The organism is Halomonas eurihalina (assembly GCF_008274785.1).
Classification (GTDB): Bacteria; Pseudomonadota; Gammaproteobacteria; order Pseudomonadales; family Halomonadaceae; genus Halomonas; species Halomonas eurihalina.
The window spans coordinates 1-16214 of record NZ_VTPU01000005.1 but is presented as its reverse complement, the minus strand read 5'-3'; the positions used below and the strand labels follow the sequence as shown (position 1 = coordinate 16214).

At 62.1% G+C, this 16214-nt stretch carries 14 protein-coding genes; 9 read left to right on the top strand and 5 right to left on the bottom strand.

The window, feature by feature from the left end:
* Nucleotides 1-164: 164 nt before the first annotated feature.
* The 5 genes from FZZ93_RS06395 (at nucleotide 165) to FZZ93_RS06375 (ending at nucleotide 5219) form a co-directional block, all read left to right on the top strand.
* On the top strand, nucleotides 165-1031 hold the full coding sequence (locus tag FZZ93_RS06395) for a sugar phosphate isomerase/epimerase family protein (RefSeq protein ID WP_149321501.1): 867 nt from the start codon (nucleotides 165-167) through the stop codon (nucleotides 1029-1031).
* Nucleotides 1032-1177: 146 nt separating this feature from the next.
* Nucleotides 1178-2077, top strand: a complete 900-nt coding sequence (locus FZZ93_RS06390; RefSeq protein WP_149321500.1) for a hydroxypyruvate isomerase family protein — start codon at nucleotides 1178-1180, stop codon at nucleotides 2075-2077.
* 36 nt (nucleotides 2078-2113) lie between these two features.
* Complete coding sequence (locus tag FZZ93_RS06385; protein ID WP_149321499.1) at nucleotides 2114-3799, top strand: GMC oxidoreductase; 1686 nt, start codon at nucleotides 2114-2116, stop codon at nucleotides 3797-3799.
* On the top strand, nucleotides 3799-4353 hold the full coding sequence (locus FZZ93_RS06380; RefSeq protein ID WP_149321498.1) for a gluconate 2-dehydrogenase subunit 3 family protein: 555 nt from the start codon (nucleotides 3799-3801) through the stop codon (nucleotides 4351-4353). The genes FZZ93_RS06385 and FZZ93_RS06380 overlap by 1 nt, the downstream gene beginning before the upstream one ends.
* 62 nt (nucleotides 4354-4415) lie before the next feature.
* A complete protein-coding gene (locus tag FZZ93_RS06375) occupies nucleotides 4416-5219 on the top strand; it encodes a 3-keto-disaccharide hydrolase (RefSeq protein WP_246146127.1) in 804 nt (267 codons plus the stop codon).
* Here the strand turns inward: FZZ93_RS06375 and FZZ93_RS06370 are convergent.
* Nucleotides 5216-5470, bottom strand: a complete 255-nt coding sequence (locus FZZ93_RS06370) for a YheV family putative zinc ribbon protein (RefSeq protein WP_149321497.1) — start codon at nucleotides 5468-5470, stop codon at nucleotides 5216-5218. The genes FZZ93_RS06375 and FZZ93_RS06370 overlap by 4 nt on opposite strands.
* A gap of 60 nt (nucleotides 5471-5530) precedes the next feature.
* Nucleotides 5531-7579, bottom strand: a complete 2049-nt coding sequence (gene prlC, locus FZZ93_RS06365; protein WP_149321496.1) for an oligopeptidase A — start codon at nucleotides 7577-7579, stop codon at nucleotides 5531-5533.
* 247 nt (nucleotides 7580-7826) lie between these two features.
* On the opposite strand from prlC, the gene FZZ93_RS06360 reads away from it, so the two are divergent.
* The 3 genes from FZZ93_RS06360 (at nucleotide 7827) to FZZ93_RS06350 (ending at nucleotide 10516) form a co-directional block, all read left to right on the top strand.
* Complete coding sequence (locus FZZ93_RS06360; RefSeq protein ID WP_149321495.1) at nucleotides 7827-9167, top strand: sodium-dependent transporter; 1341 nt, start codon at nucleotides 7827-7829, stop codon at nucleotides 9165-9167.
* Between the two features lie 16 nt (nucleotides 9168-9183).
* Entirely contained in the window at nucleotides 9184-9732 is a 549-nt protein-coding gene (locus FZZ93_RS06355) for a gamma carbonic anhydrase family protein (RefSeq protein ID WP_149321494.1), read from the top strand.
* A gap of 112 nt (nucleotides 9733-9844) precedes the next feature.
* Complete coding sequence (locus tag FZZ93_RS06350) at nucleotides 9845-10516, top strand: metal-dependent hydrolase (RefSeq protein WP_149321493.1); 672 nt, start codon at nucleotides 9845-9847, stop codon at nucleotides 10514-10516.
* On the opposite strand, the gene FZZ93_RS06345 is transcribed toward FZZ93_RS06350, so the two are convergent.
* From FZZ93_RS06345 to FZZ93_RS06335, 3 genes are read right to left on the bottom strand one after another with little or no spacing between them, the layout of a single operon-like run.
* Entirely contained in the window at nucleotides 10492-11874 is a 1383-nt protein-coding gene (locus FZZ93_RS06345) for a sigma-54-dependent transcriptional regulator (RefSeq protein ID WP_149321492.1), read from the bottom strand. The genes FZZ93_RS06350 and FZZ93_RS06345 overlap by 25 nt on opposite strands.
* On the bottom strand, nucleotides 11867-13786 hold the full coding sequence (locus FZZ93_RS06340; protein ID WP_149321491.1) for a sensor histidine kinase: 1920 nt from the start codon (nucleotides 13784-13786) through the stop codon (nucleotides 11867-11869). Before FZZ93_RS06340 ends, FZZ93_RS06345 begins: the two co-directional genes overlap by 8 nt.
* A gap of 3 nt (nucleotides 13787-13789) precedes the next feature.
* Nucleotides 13790-14563, bottom strand: a complete 774-nt coding sequence (locus tag FZZ93_RS06335) for a GntR family transcriptional regulator (protein WP_149321490.1) — start codon at nucleotides 14561-14563, stop codon at nucleotides 13790-13792.
* Between the two features lie 284 nt (nucleotides 14564-14847).
* On the opposite strand from FZZ93_RS06335, the gene lldD reads away from it, so the two are divergent.
* Complete coding sequence (lldD, locus tag FZZ93_RS06330; protein WP_149321489.1) at nucleotides 14848-16002, top strand: FMN-dependent L-lactate dehydrogenase LldD; 1155 nt, start codon at nucleotides 14848-14850, stop codon at nucleotides 16000-16002.
* Nucleotides 16003-16214 lie beyond the last annotated feature (212 nt).

Here is a 16214-nt window from a genome sequence, read left to right as displayed (position 1 = left end):
TACCGATACGCATCTTGCGAAGCTGGAGGAAGTTTTCTATAGATATGTAACCGGTTACATAGAAGATGTCATCATCCGCTGGTGAAGTGAGTCGTGGTCGACCCTTGATCCGCAAGGCATGGTGTCTTCCGACGACAAGAATCAAGAAGAGGAGCCCCGACGACATGGCAATAGGAAGCCCCAACATCACATTAATGGTGAAGAAAATTTCCATCATGGCGTCCATGCTCATGATGGGATCATTCGTTACCGCACCAGCCATTGCAATGGAAGAGAGCCTGGATCTGCCCATCGCCGTACAGATGTATACGATGAGAGATCATGGCTCCACGGAAGAACAGTTTGCCGCCGTCAATCGGGCTGGCGTCAAGGCGATAGAAACCGTCGGAGATCATGGTGTATCCGCGGAACGCATGAATGAGCTTCTGGAAACGTACGATCTCGATATTATCGCCACGCATGTCGGCCTTGATGAACTGCGTAGCGAGAGCAGTGAGGTCGTCGATTTCAACAAGGCCGTTGGAAACGACACCATCGTTATTCCCTACCTCGAAGAGGACGCTCGCCCCGATAGCGCCAGCGGTTGGAAAGAGCTGGGGAAAGAACTCGGTAGCATGGCAGAAAAACTCGATAAAGCAGATATGACGCTTGCCTACCACAATCATGATTTCGAAATGCAGGAGTATGGTGACAAGACAGCGCTGGAGTTGCTCTTCGACGCTTCAGGCCCTGCCCTGAAAAGCGAGATCGATCTTGCCTGGGTCGAGCGGGCTGGTCTTGATCCTGCTGAGTATGTCACTCGCTTCGATGACCGCCTGTTCGCTGTACATGCCAAGGATAATGCGCCTCAGGGCGAGGCAACGAAAGAAGGTGGCTTCACCTCACTGGGTAATGGGGTTCTGGATTGGGAAACGATATTGCCGGCCGTCGAAGAAGCTGGTGCCAAGTGGTACATCATTGAGCACGACCATCCGCTCGATCCTGAAGACGTCATAACGGTTGGAAACCGTTTTCTCAAGGATAACCTTTGACCAGGAATTGATGGTCTCACTTTACCATGGACCGGCGATGTGACCTGCCTGAAGGCCAGGAAGTCCGGGAAGACTTACTTGGCTTGATCAGCCGATCATCTATATTGCCGGTCATCCATCTCATGATCCGACAATAGAGAACTCACATGGTGAGACATCCTCTCAGCAGACGTCGCTTTCTGTGCAATACCGCGACCGGCACTCTTGGCATGCTGGCGCTGGGTCGCTTTGGTCCCGAGGCACTTGCCGGCAAGACGCCGAAAGACTCCGCGCTGAAGGGCAATATCCACCATTCCGTCGCACGTTGGACATTTGACTTTCTCTCTCTCGAGGAGCTTTGCCAGCTTGTTCGGCAGGTCGGGTTTGCCGCTATTGATCTGGTAGGGCCGAACCAATGGCACATTCTCAAGCGCCATGGTATCGACTCATCCATGTGTAATGGAGCGGAGCCTAACCTGGAAGATGGCTGGAGTGACAAGAGCTTTCACTCCGCCCTGGTGGATAGTTACCGCCGGCATATCGATCTGGTGAGTGAGGCTGGCTACAAGAACCTCATCTGTTTTAGTGGCAATGCTCGAGGCATGAGTCCGGAGGATGGGCTCTCCAATGCTGAGGAAGGACTAAAGAAAATACTGAGACAAGCAGAAAGACAAGGCGTCACGCTGCAGATGGAACTCTTGAACAGCAAGATCGATCACCCGGACTATCTATGTGACAACACTGACTGGGGGGTAGAATTGTGCAAAAGGTTGGATTCCCCGAACTTCAAGCTCTTGTACGATATTTATCATATGCAGATCAGTGAGGGTGACGTCATTCGCACCATTCGTGAGAACCATCAGTACTTCGGTCACTATCATACGGCCGGTGTTCCGGGGCGGCATGAACTCGATGGTAACCAGGAGCTTTACTATCCGGCGATCATGCGTGCCATAACGGAAACGGGATTTGAAGGTTATGTGGCGCAGGAGTTCATGCCAAGCGGGGAAAGCCATGAAGAGAGGAAGAGGTCGCTGGCGTCGGCAATAAAGACGTGTGACGTGTGACGCAGGCATCAAGTTCAATAACAAAGGAGCGAAGCCGTGGCGGAAAATCATTATGATGCAATCGTGGTCGGTTCAGGCATCAGTGGCGGTTGGGCAGCGAAGGAGCTAACCGAGAAAGGGCTGAAAGTTCTTCTTCTCGAGCGTGGCCGTAACATTGAACATATAAAAGACTATAAGAACGCAGCCAAGGAGGTATGGGATTATCCTCATAGGGACCAGCCAACGCAGGAGATGAAAGAGAAATTTCCGGTTCTCAAGCGCGACTACCCATTGAATGAATCAACCATGGGGATGTGGGCTGATGAGCAGGATAACCCTTACATTGAGGAAAAGCGCTTCGACTGGTTTCGTGGATATCATGTGGGCGGTCGGTCGCTGTTGTGGGGGAGGCAAAGCTATCGCTGGTCCTCCGTGGATTTTGAGGCCAATTTGCGTGAAGGTGTCGCTATCGACTGGCCTATCCGGTACGAGGATATGGCGCCCTGGTACGACTATGTCGAGCGCTTTGCCGGCATAGCGGGTAGTCGACAGGGGCTGGATATTCTGCCCGATGGACAGTTTCTCCCGCCTATCGAGCTCAATTGCGTGGAAGAAGATGTCGCCAAGCGTATCGAGAAAGCCTTCGGTGGAACCCGGCACTTGATTCACAGCCGGGTGGCCAATATCACGCAGCCAAAACCCGAACAGAACCGAGTGAATTGCCAGTACCGCAACAAGTGCTGGCTGGGGTGCCCCTATGGTGCGTATTTCAGCACGCAGTCATCCACGCTGCCGGTCGCCATGAATACTGGCAACCTGACCTTGCGGCCCTTTTCCATCGTTACCCAGGTGCTTTACGACAAGGACAAGAAGCGCGCGCGGGGCGTGGAGGTCATTGATGCCGAGAACAACCAGACCTACGAATACACCGCCGATGTGATCTTCCTCAACGCCTCCACGTTCAACTCCACCTGGATCCTGATGAATTCCGCCACGGATGTCTGGCCCGGCGGCCTGGGCAGCAGCAGCGGTGAGCTGGGGCACAACGTGATGGATCACCACTTCCGCTGTGGTGCCAGCGGCGATGTGGAAGGTTACGAGGACAAGTACTACTTCGGACGCCGCCCGGCAGGCTTTTATATCCCGCGTTTCCGCAATGTCGGGGAGGACAGTCGCCAGTATCTGCGTGGTTTTGGCTATCAGGGGTCGGCCAGTCGGCAGCGCTGGGATCGAGAGATCGCAGAACTCAACATCGGGGCGGACCTGAAGCAGACACTCAGCCAACCCGGTGGCTGGACGATCGGCATGACCGGTTTCGGTGAAATGCTGCCCTACCACGAGAACCGGATTTCTCTTGATCGCAGTATTACCGATAAATGGGGCCTGCCGGTCCTCGCCATGAACGTCGAGATCAAGCAGAACGAGCGGGACATGCGCAAGGATATGGTCCAGGACGCGGTTGACCTGCTGGAAGCCGCCGGTGTGAAGAATGTCCAGGGAGAGGAAGACGACTACGCGCCGGGCATGGGCATTCACGAGATGGGCACGGCGCGCATGGGCCGCGACCCGGCGACATCGGTTCTCAACCGGCACAACCAGGTGTGGGATGCACCGAACGTCTTCGTGACGGACGGCGCCTGCATGACCTCGGCATCCTGCGTCAATCCATCCTTGACCTACATGGCCCTGACCGCTCGCGCGGTCGACCACGCGGTCAGTGAGTTGAAGAAGAGGAACCTGTGATGAACCGCCGTGAACTGCTGAAAATGATCACCGTCGCGACTGGAACGGCCATGATCGGTGGCAATGCCCTGTTCGCCTATAGTGCCGACGCCAAAGGGAAGGGGAGGTTCGAGGCCCGGGATACCCGGCTCCTGGACGAGATCGCGGAAACCATCCTGCCACGGACCGATACGCCGGGCGCCAAGGACGCCAGGGTTGGCGAGTTCATGACCGTGTTCGTCACCGACTGCTATACCCCACAGGAACAGGAGATCTTCCATAATGGCCTGGCGAAGCTCGATGCCCTCAGCCGTGCGGAGTATGACCGAGATTTTCTGAGCCTGGATGGCAGCCAGCGCGAGACACTGGTCAGCCGGCTCGACGAGGAAGCCAAGGCCCAGGTAGCAGCCGATGACACTCCTCACTATTTCACCATGATCAAGCAATTGACCCTGTTCGGCTTTTTCACGTCGGAAGTCGGGGCCAAGGAAGTGCTGCGTTTTGTCGCCGTTCCGGGGCGTTATGACGGTTGCGCGCCTTACGAGCCGGGGCAGCCCGCCTGGGCAACGACCTGATCGTCCGGGCGTCAGGTGCAGGCTTCAAGGCAATGGCTCCAATTTCCAGGAGGAACGATAGCATGATGGAATATCTACGCCCCTTTGCGCCGCGCGGCTTGATGCTGATCGCCTGCGGCAGCCTGGTCTCCGCGGCCTGTGTCGCGGCCGATGATGTCGACCAGGAACTCGAGCCCTGGCAGCAAGCCGAGAAGACGGAAGTCTGGGAGCCGGTACCCGAACCGGTGCAGGCTCCAGCCAACGGAGTGCCCTCGGATGCGACCGTGCTGTTCGATGGTACGAATCTCGATGCCTGGGAAGCCGAGGATGGCGGGGCGGCGCCGTGGCGGGTCGAGAACCGTGCCATGACGGTGAAGCCGGAATCAGGGGGAATTCGTACCCGGGAGGACTTCTGCGACGTGCAGTTGCATCTCGAGTGGCGAACTCCCGAGGACATCGCCGGCATGGACGGCCAGGACAGAGGCAATAGCGGCGTCTTCCTGCAGGAACGCTACGAGATACAAGTGCTCGATTCGTACGATAACGCGACGTACCCGAATGGCCAGGCGGCGTCGATCTACAAGCAGCACATTCCCCTGGTGAATGCCTCGCGGTCTCCCGGCGAGTGGCAGAGTTACGACATCATCTACACTGCGCCACGTTTCGATGACGCGGGAGAGCTCGAGTCTCCCGCCTTCGCGACGGTGCTGCACAACGGCGTGCTGGTCCAGAACCACGTGGAAATCCAGGGTACCGTACCACCGAGTGGATCGGGGCGCCCTCATACGACGAGGCGCACGGCTGTGCTCCGCTCTATTTGCAGGATCACGATGCCGCCGTCAGCTTTCGCAATATCTGGATCAGGGAGCTATAAGCGGCGAACCTAGTGCCGTTGACCGGGATCGAGGATTCGTACGGTCTGCAGGTCATCGGACTGGGATGTCTGCTCTTCCTGGGACTGACTGATCCGGGTCTCGAGCTCGGGAGGGGCTTCCTCCTCGATGGGCAGTTGTTCGAAGAAGTCGCAACTGACGCACTCGCGATAGCGTATGCCGTTCTGTTCCCAGCTGCGGATGCGGTCCATCTCGGCGCAGCGGGGGCAGATGGCGCCGGCGATGAAGCGTTTCTGAGTGGCCATGAGGCCTCCTGGTGACGCGGCGCCGGGACGTCCCGGCGCGATGATACGGTGGGGCGAAACTCAGGCGGCGCGGATGCCGCTGTGGCGCAACAGAGGTTCGACGCTCGGCTCGCGGCCCCGGAAGGCGCGAAACAGCTCGGCGGCGTCCCGGGAGCCCCCACGCTCGAGAATCTCGCTGCGGAAACGCCGCCCGGTCTCCGGGTCGAAGATGCCGGCTTCCTCGAAGGCGCTCCAGGCGTCGGCGGACAGGACTTCGGCCCACTTGTAACTGTAGTAGCCCGCCGCGTAACCACCGGCGAAGATGTGACCGAAGCCGTTCTGGAAGCGGTTGAAGTCGACGCGTGGCACCACCGAGACGCTGTCCCGAACCTCGTCGAGCAGTGCCTGAATGTCGGCGGCGCTGGGCGTGCTGGCCTCGAGGTGCAGGCGGAAGTCGAACAGGGAGAATTCCAGCTGGCGCACCATGCCCATGGCGGACTGGAAGTTCTTGGCCGCCAGCAGCTTGTCGAACAGCTCGTCGGGCAGCGGCTCCCCGGTTTCCACGTGGCCGGCGATCAGGTCCAGGCCTTCGCGCTCCCAGCAGTAGTTCTCCATGAACTGGCTGGGCAGTTCGACGGCATCCCAGGCCACGCCGTTGATGCCGGAGATATCGGCGATGGTCTGGCGGGTCAGCATGTGATGCAGGCCATGGCCGAATTCATGGAACAGGGTGGTGACCTCGTCATGGGTCAGCAGGGCCGGCGCATCGCCCACGGGGCGGGTGAAGTTGCAGGTCAGGTAGGCCACCGGCAGTTGCAGCGAGCCATTCTCTTCCCGGCGGACGCGGCACTCGTCCATCCAGGCCCCGCCCCGCTTGCCTTCACGGGCATAGAGATCCAGATAGAAGCCCGCGATTGGCGTGCCTTGTTCCATGATGTGGAAGAAGCGCACGTCGGGATGGTAACGCGGTGCTTCGGTGTCCTCCTCGAAGGTCACGCCGTAAAGCTTTTCGACGACCTTGAACAACCCGTTGACCACCTGGGGGGCGGGGAAGTAGGGGCGTAGTTGCTCGTCGGAAATGGCGTAACGCGCCTCACGCAGCTTCTCGCTAACGTACCCCACGTCCCAGGACGCCAACTCGGGCAGGCCCAGTTGTTCGCGGGCGAAGGCCGCCAGCTCGGCGTATTCTTCCCGTGCCTGGGGCACGGCGCGCTCGGCAAGATCGTTCAGGAAATCGATCACGCCTTGCGGGGAATCGGCCATCTTGGTGGCCAGCGAATAGTCGGCATAGGTCGCGAAGCCCAGCAGCTCTGCGAGTTCGCGGCGCAAGGCGAGGATTTCCTCCATGACGGGGGCGTTGTCGAACTCACCGGCGTTGGGGCCAGTCTCGGAGGCGCGGGTGACGAAGGCGGTGTACACCTCGCGGCGCAGCTCGCGGTCGTCGGCGTGCGTCATCACCGGGAAGAAGCTGGGGAAATCCAGGGTGATGCGGTAGCCCTGCTGTCCCTTGGCCTCGGCGTTGGCCGCCAGGGTCGCCAGGGCGCTTTCCGGCAGGCCGGCCAGGCGGCTGTCGTCATCCAGCACCAGATGCCAGGCCTGGGTGGCGTCGAGCAGCTGGTTGGAGAAGGTGTTGGCCAGGCTCGACAGGCGGGCCTGGATCTCGCCGTAGCGCTGCTTCTTGTCGGCCGGCAGGTCGACACCGGCCAGACGGAAGTCACGCAGGGCATTCTCCACGGTGCGGCGTTGCCCCTCGTCGAGCTCTGCCCAGGCCGGGCCATCCTTGAGCGCTTGCCAGGCACGGAACAGGCCCTCGTGCTGGCCGAGCCAGGTGGTGTAGTCGGAGAGCATGCCCAGGCTCTGCTCGTAAGCCTCGCGCAGGGCCGGGTTGTTCATGGTGCCGTTGAGGTGCGACACCGGCGACCAGGCGCGGGAAAGCCGGTCATTGAAGGCTTCCAGGGGCGCGGCCAGAGTGTCCCAGCGGGGCGTTTCGCGCTCGGCCCGGGCGACCAGCGCCTCGATGGCCTCGCGGTTTTCCGCCAGCAGGGTCTCGATGGCCGGCACCACGTGCTCGGGCTTGATCTCGGCGAAGGGGGGAAGCGAGTGGGCGTCGAGCAGTGGGTTCGTGGACATGCGCACCTCGGTTGATGATGGGAATGCCCTGTTAGATGCGGGCGGTCGTGGCGGGTTTCAATGTGTCAGACATTGTCCAGAAGCGTCTGCGCTCGGTCATGCGGCGTTGAAAATCCACTCAAAATGCGCCGTTACTCTTGGTAAACTCCGCGTTCTTGTAGCTTTTCGCCTTGTCTAACCTTCGCTCACCGGCTTTTCGGACAGCGCTGAGTCTTGGCGACTTTTCCACCCTGGCCGGAGATTGGCAATGAACGAGACCCTGGAGCGCTGGAGCAGCCGCCGCGCTTTCATATTGGCGGTGACCGGGGCCGCCGTCGGGCTGGGGAATATCTGGCGATTTCCCTACATTACCGGCGAGAACGGCGGGGCCGTCTTCCTGTTGCTCTATGTGGCCTTCGTGATCCTGCTGGGGGTTCCGGTCATGATGGCCGAAATCCTGATCGGCCGGGCCGGGCGCCGCAGTCCGATGCAGTCGCTCGGCCATCTGGCCTCCGAGGCGGGGGCCAGCGGTCATTGGCGCTGGCTGGGACTGTTCGGTGCCTTCACGGTGTTCTGCATCCTGTCGTTTTACTCGGTGGTCTCGGGCTGGTCCATCGAGTTTCTCGTCGAGGCGGTCAATGGCGAGTTCGTCGGACGCAGTGCCGCCGAAATCGGCGCCGGTTTCGATGCTTTCCTCGCTGACCCGGCACTCATGGCCTTCAACCACACCCTGTTTCTGGTGATGACCATGCTGGTGGTCGCCGCGGGGGTGACCAAGGGTCTGGAGCGGCTCAATAACTTCCTGATGCCGTTGCTGTATCTGCTGCTGCTGGTGCTGGCGGGCCATGCGGCTACCACCAGTGGTTTCGGGGAGGCAGTGTCCTGGTTGTTCAAGCCGGACCTGTCGGCGGTGACGCCGATGGTGATGGTGCATGCAATGGGCCACGCCTTCTTCACTCTGGCGGTGGGTGCCTGTGCGCTGATGGCCTACGGTGCCTACATGCCGGATCATCAGAGCCTTTCCCGAGCAGCGGCATCGGTGGCGGTCCTGGACGTGGCGGTAGCGCTGCTGGCCGGCATCGCCATCTTTTCGGTGGTGTTCTCCCAGGGCATGGATCCCGGCGAAGGACCGGGGTTGATGTTCGTCACTCTGCCGGTGGCCTTCGCCGACCTGCCCTTCGGCGCCTTTTGGCTGTCGCTGTTTTTCCTGTTGCTGCTGCTGGCGACCTGGACATCGTCGATCAATCTCGCCGAGCCCATGGTCGCGACCCTTCAAGGCTGGGGGCTGGGCCGAGGCAAGGCGGCGGCGGTGGTCGGTCTGACGGTCTGGTCGCTGGGTCTGCTGTCGGTGCTCTCCTTTTCGACCATGGCCGATGTCGAGATTCTGTTCGGCATGAATGCCTTCGCCCTGGTCAGCACCATTCCGCCGGAGATCTTCCTGCCGATGGGCGGCTTGCTGATCGCGATTTTCGCTGTCTGGGTGCTGCCCGCGCCCGTCGCTTCGCGTGCCCTGGACGCCGGCCCGCTCGGGTTCAGCGTCTGGCGGAATCTCGTGCGCTGGGTGTCGATTCCGCTGACGCTGGTAGTATTGGTGTCCGGATTGATCTGACGACGGGAGGTACCCGATGAGCGAGACGATGACCCTGCGAGCCTGGCGTGGTGTCACGCCGCAACTGGGAGAGCGGGTCTACATCGATCCCCAGTGCATGGTGCTGGGCGATGTGGAGCTGGGCGATGATTGCTCGGTATGGCCCATGGCGGTGATCCGTGGTGACATGCACCGTATCCGCATCGGGGCGCGGACCAGCGTGCAGGACGGCAGCGTGCTGCATATCACCCACGCCAGCGAGTTCAATCCCGATGGCTTTCCGTTGACCATCGGCAATGAGGTGACCATCGGCCATAAGGCGATCCTGCATGGCTGCACCCTGGGTGATCGCATCCTGGTGGGTATGGGCGCCATCGTCATGGACGGCGCCATGGTCGAGGATGAGGTGATCATCGCCGCCGGCGCCGTGGTGCCGCCGGGCAAGCACCTGGCCGGCGGCCACGTCTATGCCGGCAATCCCGCCAAGGCGTTGCGGCCACTCAAGGACAAGGAGAGTGCCTTCTTCCCGTATACCGCCGGCAACTACGTCAAGCTCAAGGATGAATACCTGGAAGCCGCCGGCTGACCGTGGGGCGACGCCGTATGCGGCGATCGCTTCCGGGGCGTGTTAACCGATTGTTCTGCATGAGGGTTCTGGGCGATAATGGATGTTTATCCAGTTATCGAGGCGCCCCGGCATGGCCGATTTTCGAACCCACCTCAGTGTCGCCGCGGGCGGTGGTGGCCTGCTGGCCCTGGCTGGCTGGCAGGCGGACCTTTGGTCGTCGCTGCAGACGTTGCCGGTGATGGTGCTGACCGCCTTCGGCGGCATCCTGCCGGATATCGACTCCGATCATTCTCATTCGGTGCGCCTGATCTTCGGTGTGGCGGCCGTGTTGGCCGTGGCCGCCGGCGCCGTGCTGTTGCGTCCCTGGCTGACGCCGGGCGCCCTGTTGATGACCTGCGGGGGGCTCTATATCGGTGTGCGCTATGTGCTGGCGCCGGTCTTCAAGCGCTTCTCCGTCCACCGTGGCATCTGGCACTCACTGCTGGCGGCCGGTCTTTGCGGGCTGGCGACCAGCGCGGCGAGCTATCGGTTGCTCGAACAGCCGGCCTGGCTGGCCTGGGTTGAGGGGCTGGCGCTGGTGCTGGGGTGCTTGATTCACCTGTTGCTCGATGAGCTGTACAGCGTCGATCTGGCCGGGACGCGTATCAAGCGTTCCTTCGGCAGTGCCTTCAAGCTGTTCGACTATCGCGAGCCGATCAATTCCGTCCTGATGCTGCTGCTTGCCTGTAGCACGATTCCCTGGCTGCCGCCGTGGTCGGCCCTGGGGGAGTTATGGGCTCAGGGTTCGGCGCTGTGGCGATAGTGCTCGGCCTTTAGATTATGGCGTCTCAGCTTGTCGTAGAGCGTCTTGCGGGGCAGCCCCAGGTGCTCGCAGACGTCAGTGACATGGCCGTGGTGACGGGCCAGGGCCTGGCTGATCAGTTGTTTCTCGAACAGTTCGACCTGTTCGGGCAGGGATAGCTCGGCGCCGTTGTTGCCTACGCCTTCCATCAGCATGTCGAGACGATAATCGCACGTTACGCCGAGCAGCACGTAACGCTCGGCGAGGTTGCGTAGTTCTCGGGCATTGCCGGGCCAGTCGTGGGCGAGCAGTGCCGAGATGCCCGCCGCGTCGAGGGGCGGGGCCTCCATGCTGCTGCGGCTGGCGGCCACGGCGGCGAAGTGCTGGAACAGCAGCGGGATGTCCTCGCGGCGTTCGCGCAGCGGCGGGATCGGCAGGGTCACCACATTGAGCCGGTAGTAGAGGTCCTCGCGAAATTCGCCGGCCTCGGCGGCGGCCTTGAGGTCGATCTTGGCGGCGGCAATGACCCGGATATCCAGCGGCACGGGTTGGTTGGAGCCCAGGCGCTCGACGCTGCGCTCCTGCAGGACACGCAGCAGCTTGACCTGCAAGGCCAGCGGCATCGATTCGATCTCGTCGAGGAAGACGGTGCCGCCGGCGGCGTGTTCGAACTTGCCGATACGCCGCTCCAGGGCGCCGGTAAAGGCGCCTTTCTCGTGGCCGAACAGCTCCGACTCGATGGTGCTCTCCGGCACCGCGCCGCAGTTAATGGCGACGAAGGGGCGGCCGCCGCGAGGGCTGCGCTCGTGGATCGCCCGGGCCACCAGGTCCTTGCCGGTGCCGGTTTCGCCGAACAGCAGCACGTCGGCTTCGACGCGGCTGATACGCTGGACCATGGCGGCCAGGCGCTGGATCACCGGTGTGCGGCCGACGAGCCGGGGCCCGGGGGCCGATTGTTGCGCTTCCAGCTCGGCCTTGAGGGCGCGGTTTTCCAGGCTCAGGCGGCGCTTGTCGCTGCCGCGCCGTACCATTTCGACCAGGCGCTCGCCGGCGAAGGGTTTTTCCAGGAAGTCCCAGGCACCTTCGCGCATGGCCTCGACGGCGGTAGAAATGTCGCCGTGGCCGGTGATCAGGATCACCGGCAGGTCCGGGTCGCGACGCCGCACCTCGCGCAGCAGGGCCATGCCATCCATGCCCGGCATGCGAATGTCGCTGACCACGACGCCGGTGAAATCGGTCTCGAGCTCCGCGAGGGCGGCCTCGGCGCTTTCGAACGGGCGGGGCGTGTAGCCGGCGAGCTCGAGTGTCTGGCCCGCGGTGATGCGCAGGTGGGCCTCATCGTCGATGATCATCACCGGGACATCCGCGTTGTCATGCATGGGTCGATGACTCCTCGGTCGTTCGGCGGGCCTCTGGCCCGGGGTTGGGTGGCAGGGTAATGGTGAACAGAGCGCCGCCGCCAGGGGCGTTGTCGGCCTCGATGCGGCCACCCAGGTCGTCGATGATGCGCCCCGAGATGGAAAGGCCCAGCCCCAGGCCGCTGCCCGTGGACTTGGTGGTGAAGAAAGGCTCGAAGACGCGTGATAGCTGTGCCTCGGCGATGCCGGGGCCGCTGTCGGCCACGCGAATCTTCACCTGTTCCGGCGTCGAGTCGATGGTCAGCACCAGATGCGGAGTGGCGGTATCCGCCATGGCCTGGAGGGCATTGCCGATCAGGTTGACCAGGACCTGTTCGAGGCGCACCGGATCGGCGCGTACCCAGATGTCTTCCGCTTGCCAGTGGCGTTCCACCGTGACACCGAGTTCGTTGAGGCGCGCCTGGAATAGCCGCAACGCATAGTCGAAGCAGGAAGGTACGGAGACGGCGGTGAGGGTGTCGCCACTCTTGCGCGAGAACTGCCGCAACTGGGCGCTGATCTCGGACATGCGCTCGGTGAGCTGGATGATCTGGTCGAGATTGGCGTCGGCGGTCTCGATACGATCACGCTCGATGAAGGCGCGGGCGTTCTCTGCATAGGCGCGGATCGCCGACAGGGGCTGGTTGAGCTCATGGTTGATGCCAGCGGCCAACTGGCCGAGCACGGCGAGCTTGGCGGCCTGTACCAGTTCGTCGCGGGTCTCGCGGAGGCTGTCTTCGGCACGGCGGCGTTCCTCGATTTCGTCGGATAGTCGCTGGTTGGTGGTCACCAGGTCGTGGGTACGCTTGGCCACGTTGCGCTCGAGCTCATCGCGGACCCGGGCCAGGGTGTGGCGTTCGCGTTCAGCGAAGCGCTCGCGTTCCCGGCGCAGGCGCAGGCGCTGCCAACCGATGCCGCCGCCCAGAGCGACCAGGCCATAGAGGCCCCCGGCCAGCAGGGCCGAGACCCATTGAGCACTGACGACCGGTGTCAGCGGCTTAAGAATGTGCATGTCCCACTCGAAGTCAGGCATGGCACGGGTCAGGCTGAGATAGCGCTGGCCCTGAAGGGGGCCGGAGGAAAAGTCGACCAGGCGGGTGCGGGGGTCGCGCCGTTCGATCTCTTGAATGCCGGCGTGCGGGAGCGGTTCGTCGGCATAACGCCGTGAGTCGTGGAGTGCCTCGCGCTCGGCGTCGCTGAGCGGGGTCATGGCAGTCAGGCGCAGCTCCGGCTGGCTGGCCATGAAGACGATACCGTCGCGGTCGGTGACCAGCAGCTCGGCATCTTGTTCGGCCCAGCTCTGCTCCACGGCATCGAGGGTGACCTTGAGCACCATGACGCCGTCCGGGGTGGCGTTCGGTGCGGTTTCGTCCAGCCAGACCGGTGCCGAGAAGTAGTAGCCCCGGGTCATCGATTGGACACCCAGGCCATAGAAGTGGCCACGGCGCCCCTGGATGGCTTCCTGGTAGTAGCTCCGATAGTGGTAGTTCTCGCCGATGAAGGTGTTGGGGCGGTGCCAGTTGCTGGCGGCCAGGGTGTTGGCTTGATGATCGAGCAGATAAATATCGGATACCCCGGCGGTGGCGCGGAAGCGATCCAGCATCAGGTTGAGCGGCATGGAATTCTGGCTGTCCGGCGAGAAGAGGAAGCGCTTGACCATTTCCCGCGAGGCCAGCAGTTCCGGCAGGTAGTCATGGCGCGACAGGTGACCGACCAGACCGGCTGCCGAGAGCCGCAGTTCGTTTTCGGCATCGCGACGCAGGTCCTGCAAGGCCTGCTCCCGAGCGACCTGGGCGGTCTGCCACATGCACAGGGCGAGGCCGGCCAGCCCCAGGCCCGCGAGCAGGACACGAAGGGCACGTTGGCGACGTGTCAGACGATGACTGCCGACCATGGCTCAGGACGACGCCGTCGGCATGGCTTGAGCCCGGCGCAGCGAACGCTGGGCCCGGGTCTCGGCGCGGGCCACTTCCAGCAAGCCCTCCTCCACGTATACCAGATGCTCGTGGGAACGGGTGCGGGCGTCCTCGGCGCGTCCCTCGAGAATGGCATCCAGCAAGGCGCGGTGCTGCGCCATCAACTGCTGCCGGGCATCGGGCTTGTCGAGCAGATGGCCCAGGTTGTCGACGATGCTGCGCTCGAGCTGGTGGAAGATGCCACGGATGGTGTGCAACAGCATGACGTTATGAGCGGCCTCGGCGATGGCCAGGTGGAAGGCGGCATCTGCCTTGGCCTCGCTCGCCGGGTCGCGGTTGGCGAAGCAGGCCTCGAGTTCCTCGAAGCGCTCTAGCAGCATTGCCCTGTCCGTGGGCGTGGAACGCAAGGCGGCGTAGTACGCCGAGAGGCTCTCCATGGCATCGCGGAACTCCAGCAGATCCAGATGGAATTCATTGTGACGGGACAGCATGTCGAGCAGCGGATCGCCGTAGCCATTATGGAGGGCTTCGGTAATGAAGGTGCCGCCGCCCTGGCGGCTGGCCAGCAGCCCGCGAGCGGCGAGTTTCTGTATCGCCTCGCGTACCGAGGGGCGTGACACGCCGAAGCGTTCGGCGAGTTCGCGCTCCGGAGGCAGTCGCTGGCCGGGTTTCAGGCTACCTTCGAGGATGAGGCTTTCGAGTCGCTCGGTGATGACGTCGGCGAGGCGGGGCTGGCGGACGGGTTGATAGGACATCTCGGGGACCTTCGCTACGGAGTCGAGCATCAGGGCAGCATGATAGCGTTGTAAAATTGGTATTACCAATAGCGAGCTAGGGGCTTTTGGGTGAGAAAACTCCTATCGCAAGGCAGTTCGGGCGGAAGAGGCGTGCAGGGGCGAGTTTGACAGCCATGCTGCCGCGCCATAACGTGCAGTGGTAAAAAGATTAAAATTGGTTTTACCAATTATCCATTTTGTCGCCGTCGCGACCATGATGCCCCTCAAGCCGTCGATGGCCCATCCATTGCCCAGAGCTCGCCATGATCATTTCAGCTGCCACGGACTATCGCCAAGCCGCCAAGCGCCGCATTCCACCCTTCCTCTTCCATTACGCCGACGGGGGCGCCTATGCCGAGCATACGCTGCGGCGCAATGTCGAGGATCTCGCCGATATTGCCTTGCGTCAGCGTGTGTTGAAGGATATGTCCACGCTGTCGCTGGAAACCGAGCTGTTCGGCGAATCCCTGGCGATGCCCGTCGCCCTGGCCCCTGTGGGGCTGGCAGGCATGTATGCCAGACGAGGTGAGGTGCAGGCAGCCAGGGCCGCCGCCAGCAAGGGCATACCGTTCACCTTGTCCACGGTATCGGTATGCCCCATCGACGAGGTGGCCTCTGCAGTGGATCGTCCTCTCTGGTTTCAACTCTATGTGTTGAAAGACAGAGGGTTCATGCGCCACGTTCTGGAGCGAGCCAAGGCCGCCGGCATCAAGACGCTCGTCTTCACGGTCGACATGCCCGTACCGGGGGCGCGCTATCGTGATGCCCATTCAGGAATGAGCGGCCGGCATGCAGCGATTCGGCGCATGCTCCAGGCCGTGATCCATCCGTCCTGGGCCTGGGATGTGGGCGTTCATGGTCGCCCACATGATCTTGGCAATGTATCGGATTACCGCGGTCAACCGACGGAGCTCGAGGATTACATCGCCTGGCTCGGCGATAATTTCGATCCTTCCATCTCCTGGAAGGACCTGGAGTGGATTCGCGAGTACTGGGACGGCTCGATGATCATCAAGGGGATACTCGACCCCGAGGATGCCCGTGACGCTGTCCGTTTCGGGGCGGATGGCATCGTCGTTTCCAACCATGGTGGTCGCCAGCTCGACGGAGTGCCCTCCACCGCGCGAGCCCTGCCTGCCATCGCCGATGCAGTGAAGGGCGACCTTGCCATCCTGGCCGACTCCGGTGTGCGCAGTGGGCTGGATGTCGTGCGAATGATCGCCATGGGCGCCGATACCGTGTTGCTGGGGCGGGCCTTCGTCTATGCGCTCGCTACTGCCGGGGAGTCGGGCGTGGCCCATCTGCTCGAGCTGTTCGAAAAGGAGGTGCGAGTCGCGATGACGCTCACCGGAGCGCGTAGCATCTCCGATCTTGGCGTAGATTCGCTGGTTGCGGGCTCGAGGCGCGGCGAGAGTTGAACGTACTTTATTACGCCGATTGGCGAGCAGGTCCCTGGATCTGCCGGGATACCTGCTGGTTGCGTCGGGGCAGGGGCGCGTCTTGGTGTGCGTTCGAGATGACTCGGCAAAAAGTCCTTGCGTGCTGCCGTTCGAATCCGTAAAGTACGCATCCGCTGCCGGCGACGGGCAACGTTGCAGGCGGTGAAGGGTGGCAGAAGCACCTGTTTTGC

Coding starts and splice junctions, on each gene's coding strand:
- FZZ93_RS06335 (WP_149321490.1), bottom strand. CDS start 14,563: ATGTCCTATCAACCCGTCCGCCAGCCCCGCCTCGCCGACGTCATCACC.
- FZZ93_RS06345 (WP_149321492.1), bottom strand. CDS start 11,874: ATGCATGACAACGCGGATGTCCCGGTGATGATCATCGACGATGAGGCC.
- FZZ93_RS06340 (WP_149321491.1), bottom strand. CDS start 13,786: ATGGTCGGCAGTCATCGTCTGACACGTCGCCAACGTGCCCTTCGTGTC.
- prlC (WP_149321496.1), bottom strand. CDS start 7,579: ATGTCCACGAACCCACTGCTCGACGCCCACTCGCTTCCCCCCTTCGCC.
- FZZ93_RS06355 (WP_149321494.1), top strand. CDS start 9,184: ATGAGCGAGACGATGACCCTGCGAGCCTGGCGTGGTGTCACGCCGCAA.
- FZZ93_RS06380 (WP_149321498.1), top strand. CDS start 3,799: ATGAACCGCCGTGAACTGCTGAAAATGATCACCGTCGCGACTGGAACG.
- lldD (WP_149321489.1), top strand. CDS start 14,848: ATGATCATTTCAGCTGCCACGGACTATCGCCAAGCCGCCAAGCGCCGC.
- FZZ93_RS06360 (WP_149321495.1), top strand. CDS start 7,827: ATGAACGAGACCCTGGAGCGCTGGAGCAGCCGCCGCGCTTTCATATTG.
- FZZ93_RS06375 (WP_246146127.1), top strand. CDS start 4,416: ATGATGGAATATCTACGCCCCTTTGCGCCGCGCGGCTTGATGCTGATC.
- FZZ93_RS06390 (WP_149321500.1), top strand. CDS start 1,178: ATGGTGAGACATCCTCTCAGCAGACGTCGCTTTCTGTGCAATACCGCG.
- FZZ93_RS06395 (WP_149321501.1), top strand. CDS start 165: ATGGCAATAGGAAGCCCCAACATCACATTAATGGTGAAGAAAATTTCC.
- FZZ93_RS06350 (WP_149321493.1), top strand. CDS start 9,845: ATGGCCGATTTTCGAACCCACCTCAGTGTCGCCGCGGGCGGTGGTGGC.
- FZZ93_RS06370 (WP_149321497.1), bottom strand. CDS start 5,470: ATGGCCACTCAGAAACGCTTCATCGCCGGCGCCATCTGCCCCCGCTGC.